Source organism: Streptomyces sp. NPDC093586 (assembly GCF_044764905.1).
Classification (GTDB): domain Bacteria; phylum Actinomycetota; class Actinomycetes; order Streptomycetales; family Streptomycetaceae; genus Streptomyces.
In genome coordinates this window covers 1-13,109 of sequence record NZ_JBIWJA010000031.1, presented here as the reverse complement: position 1 = coordinate 13,109, position 13,109 = coordinate 1, and the positions used below count along the sequence as shown (strand labels likewise).

General features: G+C 72.7%; 11 protein-coding genes and 1 pseudogene. 3 read left to right on the top strand and 9 right to left on the bottom strand.

What is annotated here, in order from left to right:
* Window positions 1-17: 17 nt before the first annotated feature.
* The 7 genes from ACIRFH_RS26960 to ACIRFH_RS26930 all read right to left on the bottom strand — a co-directional run bounded on the left by ACIRFH_RS26960 (window position 18) and on the right by ACIRFH_RS26930 (window position 8,068).
* Window positions 18-917, bottom strand: coding sequence for a DUF4132 domain-containing protein (locus tag ACIRFH_RS26960; RefSeq protein ID WP_403525906.1), 900 nt, complete (start codon window positions 915-917; stop codon window positions 18-20).
* 322 nt (window positions 918-1,239) lie between these two features.
* Complete coding sequence (locus ACIRFH_RS26955; protein WP_403525903.1) at window positions 1,240-2,826, bottom strand: alpha-amylase family glycosyl hydrolase; 1,587 nt, start codon at window positions 2,824-2,826, stop codon at window positions 1,240-1,242.
* A 31-nt stretch (window positions 2,827-2,857) separates the two neighbouring features.
* Complete coding sequence (locus tag ACIRFH_RS26950; RefSeq protein ID WP_403525900.1) at window positions 2,858-3,724, bottom strand: carbohydrate ABC transporter permease; 867 nt, start codon at window positions 3,722-3,724, stop codon at window positions 2,858-2,860.
* The gene (locus tag ACIRFH_RS26945) at window positions 3,721-4,671 is read right to left on the bottom strand and encodes a carbohydrate ABC transporter permease (RefSeq protein WP_403525897.1); all 951 of its coding nucleotides are present in this window, start codon (window positions 4,669-4,671) and stop codon (window positions 3,721-3,723) included. The genes ACIRFH_RS26950 and ACIRFH_RS26945 overlap by 4 nt, the downstream gene beginning before the upstream one ends.
* Before the next feature lie 6 nt (window positions 4,672-4,677).
* Complete coding sequence (locus ACIRFH_RS26940; protein ID WP_403525894.1) at window positions 4,678-6,024, bottom strand: ABC transporter substrate-binding protein; 1,347 nt, start codon at window positions 6,022-6,024, stop codon at window positions 4,678-4,680.
* 133 nt (window positions 6,025-6,157) lie between these two features.
* Window positions 6,158-7,153, bottom strand: coding sequence for a LacI family DNA-binding transcriptional regulator (locus ACIRFH_RS26935; RefSeq protein WP_403525891.1), 996 nt, complete (start codon window positions 7,151-7,153; stop codon window positions 6,158-6,160).
* Window positions 7,154-7,408: 255 nt separating this feature from the next.
* A complete protein-coding gene (locus tag ACIRFH_RS26930) occupies window positions 7,409-8,068 on the bottom strand; it encodes a hypothetical protein (protein ID WP_403525888.1) in 660 nt (219 codons plus the stop codon).
* 230 nt (window positions 8,069-8,298) lie between these two features.
* Here ACIRFH_RS26930 and ACIRFH_RS26925 point away from each other — a divergent pair, with 230 nt between their 5' ends.
* Window positions 8,299-8,955, top strand: coding sequence for a helix-turn-helix domain-containing protein (locus ACIRFH_RS26925; protein ID WP_403526100.1), 657 nt, complete (start codon window positions 8,299-8,301; stop codon window positions 8,953-8,955).
* Between the two features lie 40 nt (window positions 8,956-8,995).
* Here ACIRFH_RS26925 and ACIRFH_RS26920 read toward each other — a convergent pair whose 3' ends face one another.
* Together ACIRFH_RS26920 and ACIRFH_RS26915 are read right to left on the bottom strand one after the other, a co-directional pair.
* Window positions 8,996-9,676 carry a 4'-phosphopantetheinyl transferase gene (locus ACIRFH_RS26920; RefSeq protein WP_403525885.1) on the bottom strand — a complete coding sequence of 227 codons (681 nt, stop codon included), beginning with the start codon at window positions 9,674-9,676 and terminating at the stop codon, window positions 8,996-8,998.
* Between the two features lie 109 nt (window positions 9,677-9,785).
* On the bottom strand, window positions 9,786-11,123 hold the full coding sequence (locus ACIRFH_RS26915; RefSeq protein WP_403525882.1) for a 6-phospho-beta-glucosidase: 1,338 nt from the start codon (window positions 11,121-11,123) through the stop codon (window positions 9,786-9,788).
* A gap of 78 nt (window positions 11,124-11,201) precedes the next feature.
* Here ACIRFH_RS26915 and ACIRFH_RS26910 point away from each other — a divergent pair.
* Window positions 11,202-11,369, top strand: a pseudogene (locus ACIRFH_RS26910) (IclR family transcriptional regulator C-terminal domain-containing protein); the annotation flags it as partial.
* Window positions 11,370-11,602: 233 nt separating this feature from the next.
* Entirely contained in the window at window positions 11,603-13,000 is a 1,398-nt protein-coding gene (locus ACIRFH_RS26905; protein WP_403525879.1) for a glycoside hydrolase family 16 protein, read from the top strand.
* Window positions 13,001-13,109: the final 109 nt, after the last annotated feature.

Sequence of the window (13,109 nt, the reverse complement as noted above, 5' to 3'; positions counted from 1 at the left end):
CCGTGCCGCCATGTCGTTCACTCGCCGTCGTCCGCGGTCGCCGGGCGGCTCGCGGTCGGCGTACGGCTCGCGGCGACCGTGCCGCCCGCGTGCAGGGCCGCGGCCATGCGCATGCCCTCGGACCAGGCCACGGGGCCGACGTCGGTCAGCGGGAGCGCGCGGTTCCCGTCCTCGTCGCGCCAGGTCAGCGCGCCGGTCCAGGCCTTCTCCTCCGTGTAGGGGTCGCCGATGCCGACCGAGGCGGTGAAGATCCGCCCGGCGTCCCGGATCCGGTCGACGGCGTTCATGCCGGAGACCCGGTAGCCGAGCGACGTGGCGCGGAAGGAGAGGTGGTACCACGAGCGGTACTCGGCGCCCGCGAACTCGGTGACGGCGCCGCCGTCGATCCCCTCGGGCTTGTGCCAGGTGGCGCGGTGGAGCTGGTCGACGCCCTGGCTCACGCCCGACTCGGCGGCGAACGCGCGCAGTCGCTCCAGGTCCGGGAGGAGGACCGGGTGCGGCATGGTCACCGTGCGGGGCGTCAGGCGGACGGTCCCGCCGTCGGCCCGCGTCAGCCGGAGTCCGCCCTCCTCGTCCACGTCCCGCAGGAACCCGGCCACCTGAGGGCCGTCGGCGACGACCACGACGTCACGCAGCACCGCCCGCCACGCCTCGTCGGGCCAGACCCGGGCCAGCAGAGCGGCCGGGACCGGCAGCGAGGACACCATCCAGTGGGTGACCTGTGCCGCGCACTCGGCCGCGTGCCGCTCCAGCCACTCGGCGAACCGCTCGAGCCCGCTCACCTCGGGGTGGTCGCGTATCTCCGCCGGCAGGTCCCCCACCGGCCCGTCCGGCGACTTCCCCGACCTGGACCGTGCCACCACCCGCCCCTCCACCAGCGCGACTTCGTAGGTGTCGCCCGCCGCCAGCCAGCCCATGGATGCTTCGCCCCTCCCGCACGCGGAATCCGGCACAGCTCGTCCGGCGCCCCGACCGGGGCGCCTCGCCGTGTCGATGCGCAAAGACTAGAGGCACCCACCGACAGCCCCCGGTGCGCTCCTTCCGTGAGGCGGAAGAGTCGTTGCCGCCCGGCGACGCCCGTCCCGACGCTGCCACCGCCCACGCCGGACGGGAGCCGCAACGGCGCCGCGCACGACCGCCTTCGCCAGGAACCGGTGACACGTCCTGACCTTCACCGGGCAGGCCGGTGAACCGGCCTGCCCGGTCGGGCCGTCGGCGTGCGGCTCGGGGTGTGCCGGCTCAGGTGCGCAGCCAGACCGCGGTGTCCTTCGGCAGCCGTCCGTCGTCGGTGAGCGGGCCGCTGGCGAGGAGCAGTGCGGTGTGGGCGGGGAGCGTGGCGGGCGGGTCGGCGAGGTTGACCACGCAGGTCGCGCTGCCGGCCGCCCGGGTGAAGGCGAGGACGCCGTCGGGGGCCGGCAGCCAGGTGAGGGGGCCTTCGGTGAAGACCGGGCGCAGCCGGATCGCCTCTCGGTAGAGGGTGAGCATCGAGTCCGGGTCCTGTGCCTGCCGGTCGGCCGCGTACGCCGCCCAGCCGACGGGCTGCGGCAGCCACGGCTCGCCGCCGAATCCGGCGTGGGGGGCGTCGGCCGTCCACGGCAGCGGCACCCGGCAGCCGTCGCGGCCGGGGTCGGTGCCTCCGGAGCGGGCGTGCATGGGGTCCTCGATGCGGTCGAGGGGGATGTCGGCCTCGGGCAGGCCCAGTTCCTCGCCCTGGTAGACGTAGACGGCCCCGGGCAGGGCCAGGGAGAGCAGGGCGGCGGCGCGGGCCCGGCGGGTGCCGAGGCCGAGGTCGGTGGGGGTGCCGAAGGCCTTGGTGGCGAAGTCGAAGCCGGTGTCGGCGCGGCCGTAGCGGGTGACGGTGCGGGTCACGTCGTGGTTGCACAGCACCCAGGTGGCGGGGGCACCGACCGGGGCGTGCTCGGCGAGGGTGTCGTCGATGGAGGCGCGCAGTCGCGCCGCGTCCCAGGGGCAGGTCATGAAGGAGAAGTTGAAGGCGGTGTGCAGTTCGTCGGGGCGCAGGTAGCGGGCGAAGCGTTCGGTGTCGGGCAGCCACACCTCGCCGACGAAGACGCCGCCGTACTCGTCGGCGACGGCGCGCCAGCCGCGGTAGATGTCGTGGAGTTCGTCGCGGTCGACGTAGGGGTGGGGGTCGCGGCCCTCGGTGAAGTCGGGCAGCTCGGGGTCCTTGACCAGCAGGGCGGCGGAGTCGATGCGGACGCCGGCGACGCCGCGCTCGAACCAGAACCGCAGGATGTCCTCGTGCTCCTGGCGGACGGCCGGGTGGGCCCAGTTGAGGTCCGGCTGCTCGGGGGCGAACAGGTGGAGGTACCAGGCGCCGTCGGGCAGCCGCGTCCAGGCGGGGCCGCCGAACTCGGACTGCCAGTCGTTGGGCGGGAGTCCACCCCTCTCGCCGCGTCCGGGGCGGAAGTGGAACAGGTCCCGCTCGGGTCCGCCGGCGAGGGCCGCCCGGAACCAGGGATGCTGGTCGGAGACGTGGTTGGGGACGATGTCGACGATGGTGCGGATGCCGAGCTCGCGGGCCTCCGCGATGAGCTTCTCCGCCTCGGCGAGGGTTCCGAAGGCCGGGTCGACGGTGCGGTAGTCGGCGACGTCGTAGCCGCCGTCCTTCATCGGGGAGAGGTACCAGGGGTTGAACCACAGGGCGTCCACGCCGAGGCCGGCGAGGTGGCGAAGTCTGGCCCTCACGCCCGCGAGGTCGCCGGTGCCGTCGCCGTCGCCGTCGGCGAAGCTGCGGACGTAGACCTGGTAGATGACGGCCGTGCGCCACCAGTCGGCGCGGTTCCGGTCGGGGGTGGGCTGTCCCACGGTGCGTGCCTTTCTCTCGGAAGGGAGGGCGTCAGCCCTTGGTGCCGCCCGCACTGATGCCGGCGATGATGTGCCGCTGGAAGACGAGGAACAGCGCGACCACGGGAATGCTGGCGATCACCATCGCGGCGATCAGCACGGTCAGCGGGAGGTTCTGCGACAGCTGTACGAGGGCCACGCTGATCGGCTGCTTGTCGGTGTCGGAGAAGACCATCAGCGGCCACAGGAAGTCCTGCCAGACGGCGACCAGCGCGAAGATGGACACGACGCCGAGCACCGGTCGTGACATGGGCAGCACGATCGACCACAGGATGCGCAGTTTGCCTGCGCCGTCGATCTCGGCGGCCTCCAGCGCGTCGCGCGGTATCCGGTCGAAGAAGCGCTTGAGCAGGTACAGGTTGAAGGCGTTGGCGACGGCCGGCAGCCAGATGGCGAGCGGGTCGTTGAGCAGCCCGAGGTCGGCCACGGTCAGGTACTTCGGCACCACCAGCGCCTGGGCCGGCACCATGAGGGTGGCGAGGATGCCGCCGAGGATCACCTTGCCGAAGGCCGGGCTCAGCTTGGACAGGGCGTAGGCGGCGGCCGTACAGAGCACCAGCTGGAGGATCCAGGCACCGGTCGCCTGGACCAGCGTGTTCCCCAGGTGGGTCGGCAGGTCCATCAGGTCCCAGGCGCCGGTGTAGCCGCTGACCCGCCAGTCCTCGGGGAGGAGGGTGGGCGGGGTGCGGGTCACCTCGTCCGGCGACTTCATCGCGCCGGTCACCATCCAGTAGACGGGAAAGAGGAAGGCCAGCGCGAAGAGCAGGACGACGCCGGTGAACACGGTCCAGTAGACGGCCCGGCCGCGCGGGCGGGCCAGGACGGCCGGCGAGACGAGGGTGCGGGTGGCGGCGCTCATACGTCCTCCCCGTCGAAGCGGGTGAGCCGGAGGTAGACGGCGGAGAAGAGGCCGAGCAGCAGCAGGAGCATGACGCTCAGGGCGCAGGCGCCGCCGAAGTCGTTGTAGAGGAAGGCGTACTTGTAGATGAGGTAGAGCACGGTGACCGTGGCGTTCTCCGGGCCGCCGCCGGTGATGACGAAGGGCTCCGTGAAGACCTGCATCGTGGCGATGATCTGCAGGAGCATCAGCATCAGGACGACGAACCTGGTCTGCGGGATCGTCACGTGCCGCACCCGCTGGAGCAGGTTCGCGCCGTCCAGTTCGGCGGCCTCGTACAGTTCGCCGGGGATGGACTGGAGGGCGGCGAGGTAGATCAGGACGGTGCCGCCCATGTTGGCCCAGGTGGCGACGACGACCAGGGAGACCAGCGCGGTGTCGGCACCGTTGGACCAGTTCGAGGTGGGCAGGTGGAGGAAGCGCAGCGCCTCGTTGGCCAGGCCGGCGCCCGGGTCGTAGAACCACTTCCACAGCAGGGCGCTGACCACCGGCGGGATCATCACCGGCAGGTAGACGACGACGCGGAAGAACGCCCGGGCGTGCCGGAGTTCGTTCAGGACCAGGGCCAGGACGAACGGTACGGCGAAGCCGATCAGCAGGGCGAGCACCGTGAAGGTGAGGGTGTTGCGCCAGGCGTCGGCGAACTCCGGGTCCTCGAAGACGCGGGTGAAGTTGGCGGTGCCGACCCATTCGGGGTCCGAGCCGGGCGTGTACTTCTGGAAGGCGATCACGATCGCGCGGATCGCCGGGTACCACGAGAACAGCGCGAAGCAGGTCAGTCCGCCGAGGAGGAAGGCGTAGGCGCGGCCCTGGGCGGCGAGGCGGCGCCCCCGGCCCCCGGCCGGGAGCGGTGCCCGCACCGGAGCGGCCCCGACGGCCTCGGCCGGTCGTCGTTCAGCCGTCTTCATCGCCGGTCAGCTCCGGGCCAGGATGCCGTCGATCTTGCCGGAGGCGTCCTTCAGCAGCGTGTCGATGTCGGCGTCCTCCTTGGTGAGGACGGCGGAGACGACGCCGTCGAGGACGGAGTAGATCTGCTGGGCGTTCGGCGGCTCGATCTTCATCTCGAGGTTCTGGTTGCCGTCGAGGAAGGACTGGTAGTTGTCCACCGGCACGTTGGCGTTGGCCTTCTTGACCTGCTGGTCCTTGGCGTCGGCGGCGCCGGTGAACAGGCGCGGCTCGGGCAGGCCGACGGGGGCGTCCTGCTTCTTGGCGCGGGCGTAGTCGCCGAGGAAGCCGTCGCCGGGGGTGAGGAACATGGCGTCGAGCCACTTCAGGCCGGCCCGGATCTGCTCGGGGCTCGCCTTCTTGTTGAACATGTAGCCGTCGCCGCCGATGAGGGTGCCCTTGCCGCCGGGCATGGGGGCGAGGGCGAGGTCCTTGTAGTCGCCGCCCTTCTCCTTGACGAGGATCGGGATGTTGTCGGGGGCGGCGAGGTACATGCCGAGTTTGCCCGAACCCATCATCTGCTGCACGTCGTTGATGACGAGCAGCTGCTTGCTGCCCATGGACTCGTCCTTCCAGCGCATGTCGTGCAGCGTCCGGAGGACGGCGTGGCCCTCGGGGGTGTCGATCGTGGCCTTCTCGCCGTCCGCGTCGACGACGTCGCCGCCCTGTGAGTACAGCTCGGCGGTGAAGTGCCAGCCGCCCTGGTTCTGGGCGCTGTAGTCGGCGTAGCCGACGGTGCCGTCGCCGAGGTCCGCGATCCTCTTCGCGGCGGTGCGGACCTCGTCCCAGGTGGCCGGGGGCCTGTCGGGGTCGAGGCCGGCCTTCTCGAACAGTGCCCTGTTGTAGATCAGGCCCATCGAGTAGCCGGTGCGCGGGATGCCGTAGACCTTGCCGTCGACGGTGTAGATGTCGCGCAGCTGCCGCTGGATGGTGCCGTAGCTCTTCAGCTCCTTGAGGTACGGCGTGAGATCGGCCGCCTGGCCGATGTCGACGACGTGCCGGGCGTCGGTGAAGTACGTGTAGAACACGTCCTCCATCTGTCCGCCGGCGAGCTTGGCGTCGAACGTCTTCGGGTCCTGGCACGGGAAGGCGTCGTGCGGGACGACGTCGATGTCCGGGTGGGCCTTCTCGAAGGCGGCGACGTCCTCCTCGAAGAACCGCCGGTCGACCTTGGCGCTCTTGGGCGGCATGCAGTTGACCGTGATGCGGGTCTTGCCGCTCGCGGTGTCGTCGTCCGACCCGCAGGCGGAGACGGTGAGCGCGAGCGAGCAGACGCTCAACGCGGCAAAGGTACGGCGGAACCCGGTGCGTGACATCGGTGACCCCTCAAGGACAGGAGCGGGTGACCCCTCGGAACAGGAGCGGTGGGCGCCGCACACTCAAGCACCGGCGACAGTGCCACGCAAGATGTCACGCAGAATCTGAAATTATTCGACAGCGAAGTGGATCTCAGGGGCGAGGCGCTTGCGCGGTCGACCCCCGCACCACCAGCTCGGGCTCGAACAGCAGCTCTTCGGCGGCCACGGAACCGCCGTTGATCTGCGTGTTCAGCAGCTCCACCACGGCCCGGCCCATGGCCTCGATGGGCTGCCGGACGGTGGTGAGGGGCGGTTCGGTGCAGTTCATCAGCGCGGAGTCGTCGTAGCCCACGACGGAGATCCGCGACGGCACGTCGAGCCCCTTGCGCCGGGCGGCCCGTACGGCGCCGAGGGCCAGCGGGTCACTGGCGCAGATCAGTCCGGTGACGCCCCGGTCGATGAGCCGGGAGGCCGCCGCGTGGCCGCCCTCGATGGAGAACATGGCACGGGCGACGTGCTCGTCCGGCAGCTCCCCGAGGGACCGGGCGGCGGCCAGCTTGCGTCCCGAGGGCATGTGGTCGCCCGGGCCGAGCACCAGGCCGATCCGCTCGTGGCCGAGCGAGGCGAGGTGCCGCCAGGCCTGCTCGACGGCCACCGCGTCGTCGCAGGAGACGCCGGGGAAGCCGAGGTGCTCGATGCCGGCGTTGACCAGGACGACCGGGATGTTGCGGTCGGCGAGGCGCCCGTAGTGGTCGTGGGACGCGTCGGCCTGCGCGTACAGCCCGCCGGCGAACACCACGCCGGACACCTGCTGTTGCAGCAGCAGGTCGACGTAGTCGGCCTCCGAGACCCCGCCCCTGGTCTGCGTGCACAGCACCGGGGTGAGGCCGAGCTGGGCCAGGGCCCCGCCGATGACCTCGGCGAACGCCGGGAAGATCGGGTTCTGCAGCTCGGGCAGGACCAGACCGACCAGCCGGGCCCGCTCGCCGCGCAGCTGGGTGGGCCGCTCGTAGCCCAGCACGTCCAGGGCGGAGAGCACCGCCTGCCGGGTGGTCCCGGAGACTCCGGGCTTGTTGTTGAGCACCCGGCTGACCGTGGCCTCGCTGACCCCGACCTTCTTCGCCACCTCAGCAAGTCGTCGCGTCATGCGCGCAAGAGTAGCGCAAGTTATGCAAGCGGCTTGCGTAACGGTGTCGTGCGCCTGCCCACCGGCCCCGTACGCGTCCGGGGTGCCGGGTCGTCACGCCCCGCCCCGCCCGCTCGTCCCGGTGAGCGGCGCGCCGAGGACCTCCGGGCGCTCCCGGGCCGACGCCTCCGGGCGCCCCTGCCCCGCCGGCGCCGTCAGCCCGTACAGCCGGGCGCGCCGGGAGCGCCGGCGTGGGCCTCCCTCGCGCGGACGCGTTCAGTCCGCCGCGGGGACCACTCTCAGGTGGGCGGCGGGATGCCGGGTGCGGCCGGACCGCTGCGGGGTGCGGCGCGTCTCGCGCAGGACCAGCGTCAGCCGGGTGTAGCCCAGCTCCTCCAGCGACCTGGGGGTCTCGACGACGACTCGGCACTCGGTGGTGCCCCGGCGCGGATCGGGGTGGTGCAACGGCCGTACGGCGCCGTCGTGCTCGACGGCCTCCTCCCCGACGGCGCGGACCCAGTGCGGCAGGCCCTGCCGGTAGGCGGCCTCCATGATCGGGTCCTGGGCGATGTCCCGGCGGACGGCCTGGAGCCCGGCGTCGTGTCCGTACTTCTCCAGGGCGGCGGCGAACTGCGCCAGCATGGGCAGGCACCAACTCGTCTCGTGGTCCGCGAGCACCGCGGACGCGTCCGGGTGGAAGAGGACGAACCTGAGGAAGTTGTCGGCCGGCATGGCCGTGGGGTGCGGTCCCACCTCCCGGAAGAGTGTCCGGAAGGCGCCGTTGGCGAGGACCACGTCCCAGCGGTGGTCGACGACGAGGGCGGGAAAGGGGACGGCCTCCAGAAGGGTGGCGTAGTCCTGGAGGTACGCCTGGGCGCCGGGGGTCGCGGGGACGGGCCGCGGTGCCGGCCGTCGCCCTCCTGCCTGAAATGCCATCGGGAGGTCACCCCTCTTGCCTATGCGGCCTTCTCGCGGCGTCCCGATCCTGCTGCCCCGCGCGAGGCGTGTCAACTATCGTGGCATTTCGTGCCTGTTGACGACCGAAACAGGCCACAGTTGTGGCGAGACCTGGATGTGAGTTCGAACGGCGACTACTCTCCGGGAAGTTCTCGGCTGCCGCTTGTGAGAAGCCTGTGAGGCCTGTGAGAGACGTAGGAGACATGTCGGTGACGGGTGGCTTCGATGGTCCGGGTGCCAAGCCGACGGCCGCGCTGCCGGCCGTGGTCGCCCGCGTCGCCGCACTCGCGGACCGGCTCGGCGTGGCGCGCGACGAGGTCTTCGACGTCGGCGTCCTCTCCGCCGCCTCCGGCGTCCCCGAACCCGTGGTGGGCGCCCTGCTGAGCGGCCGGCCCGCCGGTGAGCCCGATGTGCAGGCACGGTTCGTGCAGCGGCTGGACCTGTTGCGCCGCACCCGGCTCAAGCCCAACGGCCGCAGGTACACCCAGCAGGAGATCGCGGACGGCGCCGGCATGTCCCGGCAGCAGGCGGGCGCCCTCATCAACGGTGACCGGCGGCCCACCATGGAACACTGCGACGCCATCCAGCGCTTCTTCCGCGTGCACGCCGGCTTTCTCACCGCCGAGGATCCCGAGGCCCTCGCGAACGCCCTGCGGCACACCGAGCAGGAGCTGCTCCAGCGGCTCGCCGACCGCGAGCGGGCGGCGGCGGACGCCGTCGACGACCCGCTGGAGCGGCTGCTGCAGGACCACGGTGTGCGGGGGATCGCCTGGCGGGCCGCCCGACTGCCCACCGATCAGCACCGCGACAAGGTCGCCGAGTGGCTGGACATGCTCCTGGAGAGCGTGACGCGATCCGAGTCGTGAGCCCGGGCCGGACCGTCGGCGTCGGGCCGGGGTGCGCGTGTCAGGCGTGCGGGACCGTGATCGCCGTGGCGACCAGGCCCCGGCGTGCGGTCCAGTGGCCCCGGAAGTGGGTCAGGCGACGCCCGCCCACGACCGGCCCCGGTACCAGGAGGGCGGCGTGCAGGGTGCCGCGGCGGTCGTCGTCGGGGTCCACGGAGATCTCGATGTCGGCTTCCGCGAAGTCCAGCCACTGCCCGGTGAGGGGGAACCACGCCTTGTACACGGACTCCTTGGCGCTGAACAGCAGCCGCTCCCAGTGCACGCCGGGATGCTCCCCGGCGAGGCGCCGCAGCCGCTCCACCTCGCCGGGCAGGGACACGGCGGACAGGACGCCGTCGGGCAGCGGCCCGTCGGGTTCGGCGTCGATGCCGAGGGAGGCCAGGTCGGTGGCGCGGGCCAGCGCCGCGGCGCAGTAGCCGTCGCAGTGGGTCATGCTGCCCACCAGGCCGTCCGGCCAGCGCGGTGCGCCGCGTTCCCCGGGCAGGACGGGTTGCGGAGCCACCCCGAGCTTGCGCATGGCCCGGCGGGCGCAGGACCGGACGACGGCGAACTCGCGGCGCCGCTTGGCGACGGCGCGCTCGACGAGGGCCGCCTCCTCGGGGTAAAGGGGCGAGTGCCCGGCGTCGTCCAGGTCGTGCGCCTCCACGGCGACGACCGTGTCGGGCAGCAGATCCTCGATCACCGGGCCGGGTCCTTCCTGGAGAGCATGGGTATGACGGAGGCGCGGTCGTCCCGGCGGCCCGGTCCGCTCGTCGCGGGCACGGAGCGGCCCACCGGCACTTTACGGGGGGCTACGTGAGATAGGCGAGAGCGGGATGCGCGGCCGTGTAGCCGTCGACGAGGCGGCGGGCTACGTTCACCGAGTCGACGAGCGGGTGCAGGGCGAACGCCTTGACGGCCGTGGCGCGCGAGCCGGTCGCGGCCGCCGCCAGCACCTCCCGCTCGACGGCCTTGACCGCGCAGACCAGACCGGTGGCGTGTCCCGGCAACGGGTCCACGGCCGCCGGGTGCGCGCCGCTCGCGTCGACCACGCACGGCACCTCGATCACGGCTTCGGAGTCGAGGACCGACAGGGTGCCGCGGTTGCGGACGTTGAGGATCAGGACCGTGCGCTCGTTGCGGGCGACGGCCCGCATCAGTGCCAGGGCCACCTTCTCGTACCCGCCGGACAGGTCGTCGGCCTCGCGCTCCCCGGCGCCGGCCGCTTCCCGGTTCTCGGCCATGTAGGTGGCCTCGCGTTCGGCGCGGGTGCGCTCCCAGGCGGCGAGGGCGGGGGTGCCGGGGCGGCGCATCTCCTCGTAGAAGCGGGCCTGCTGGTCGCGGAGGAACGCGCCGCGGGTCCGTTCCGCCTCCTGGTAGGCGCGTACGGCTTCCCGGTTGAAGTAGTAGTAGTGCAGGTACTCGTTGGGGATCGCGCCCAGCGAGCGGAGCCAGTCGGCGCCGAAGAGGCGGCCCTCCTCGAAGGAGCCGAGCAGGGCGGGGTCGGCGAGCAGGCGCGGGAGTTCGTCGCGGCCGGCGACGCGCAGGCCGCGGACCCAGCCGAGGTGGTTGAGGCCGACGTAGTCGATCCAGGCCTCCTGGGGGTCGGCGCCGAGCACGCGGGCGATGCGGCGGCCGAGGCCGACCGGGGAGTCGCAGATGCCGATGACGCGGTCGCCGAGGTGGCGGGACATCGCCTCGGTGACCAGGCCGGCCGGGTTGGTGAAGTTGATGACCCAGGCGTCGGGCGCGAGCCGGGCCACGCGGCGGGCGATGTCGTCGGCGACCGGGACGGTGCGCAGTCCGTACGCGATGCCGCCCGCGCCGACGGTCTCCTGGCCGAGGACGCCCTCGGCGAGCGCCACCCGTTCGTCGTCGGCGCGGCCCTGGAGGCCGCCGACGCGGATCGCGGAGAACACGAAGTCGGCGCCGCGCAGCGCCTCGTCCAGGTCGGTCGTGGCCGTCACCCCGGGCGCGTCGGGCACCCCGGCCGCCTGCTCGGCGAGCACCCGGCTCACCGCGGAGAGCCGGCCGGCGTCCAGGTCGTGCAGCACGACGTGGGTCACGCGCCCCTCGGCGCGGTCCGCGAGGAGCGCCCCGTACACGAGCGGCACCCGGAAACCGCCGCCGCCCAGAATCGTCAGCCTCACGTCGCACCCTCCGTCACCCGGCCGCACTTCCGCCTGCCGCCGATCATGGCACGCCCCGGCCCGCCGACCGCCCCGGTCGCGGGCGGTCGCGCCTCCTCCACCCCGCGCACGATCACCGATCCGGTGCGGCCGCGCGGCGTGCCGGCCGAGGTGCGGCGCACCGGGGTGGCGGTGAACAACCGCCGGGGCACCGATGACGCGTGGTCGGTGGCCGCTCCGGTGCGCGGACCGGACGGGACGGTGACGCACTGGTCGCGCGCCCCCTCCGCCGATGCGGGAGAGGGCACGCGCGGGTTCCTGTCCGCCACCACCGGCATCCTCCACACCCTGAACCCCCTTGCCGTCAAAGGGCTTTATCGGTTTCACCTCTTGACGACGGCCACCGCCGGGAGCACATTGTCCGCACCCTGAGAGCGCTCTCAGAACCGTCCGGGGAGCGCCCGGGGTCATCCGTTCCCCCACCCGAGAGGCACCCCCACATGAGAGAGTCCTCCGGCAACCCGCCCGGACGCCGTCCGTGGCACCGGGCGTTCGTGGCCGTCGTCGGCACGCTCGGCCTCGCCGCCGCCGCGGCCGCCGTCACCGGACCGTCCGCGAACGCCTCCGCTCCCCCGCCCCCGACCGGCTGGACGCAGATCTTCGCCGACGACTTCGACGGCGCCGCCGGATCCGGCGTGAACACATCGAACTGGCAGTACGCGACCGGTACTTCCTACCCCGGTGGCCCCGCCAACTGGGGCACCGGCGAGGTCGAGACGATGACCTCGTCCACGAGCAACGTCTCCCTCGACGGCAACGGCAACCTGCGCATCACCCCGCAGCGCGACGGCGCCGGCCGCTGGACGTCGGGCCGCATCGAGACGCGGCGCACCGACTTCCAGCCCCCGGCCGGCGGCAAGCTGCGCGTGGAGGCCCGCATCCAGGTCCCGAACGTCACGGGAGCCGCGGCCAAGGGCTACTGGCCGGCGTTCTGGATGCTGGGCGGCCCCTACCGCGGCAACTACTGGAACTGGCCCGCGGTCGGCGAGCTCGACATCATGGAGAACACGCAGGGCCTCAACACCGTGTGGGCCACGATGCACTGCGGCACCTCCCCGAACGGCCCGTGCAACGAGACCAGCGGCATCGGCGGCAGCACCCCCTGCCCCGGGGCCACCTGCCAGGCCGGTTTCCACACGTACCGGGTGGAGTGGGACCGTTCGACGAGCGTCGAGGAGATCCGGTTCTCCGTCGACGGGACGACCTACCACACGGTGCGCCAGAACCAGGTCGACGCGACGACCTGGGCCAACGCCACGAACCACGGCTACTACGTCATCCTCAATGTGGCGATGGGCGGCGGCTTCCCGAACGCCTTCGGCGGCGGCCCGGACGCCGGCACGCAGCCCGGTCACCCGATGCTCGTGGACTACGTCCAGGTGCTCTCGTCCGGCGGGGGCGGCACCACGCCCTCCCCGCCGGGCGACCGCGACGCCTACGGCACCATCCAGGCCGAGTCCTACGACGCCCAGTCCGGCACCATGACGGAGGGCACCTCGGACACGGGCGGCGGGCAGAACCTGGGCGCGCTCGCGAACGGCGACTGGGCCCAGTACAAGGGCGTGGACTTCGGGTCGGGTCCGGCGACGCAGTTCAGCGCCCGGGTGGCGAGCGGTGCGGCGCCCGGCGTCAGCGGGCTGGTGGAGGTGCGCCTGGACAGCCGGAGCAGTGCGCCGGTCGGCAGTTTCGCGGTGGGCGGCACCGGCGGCTGGCAGTCGTGGCGGACGGTCCCGGCGAACATCGGCGCGGTGACGGGCACGCACGACGTGTACCTGACCTTCACCAGCGGCCAGCCGGCGGACTTCGTCAACGTGAACTGGTTCACCTTCGGGCGCTGAGCCGCACGGACACCGGCCCCGGGGGCCGCGGGGGGGGGGGGGGCGGGGGGGGGGGGGGGGGGCGGGGGGGGGGGGGGGCGCCCCGGCCCCCCCCCCCCCCCCCCCCCCC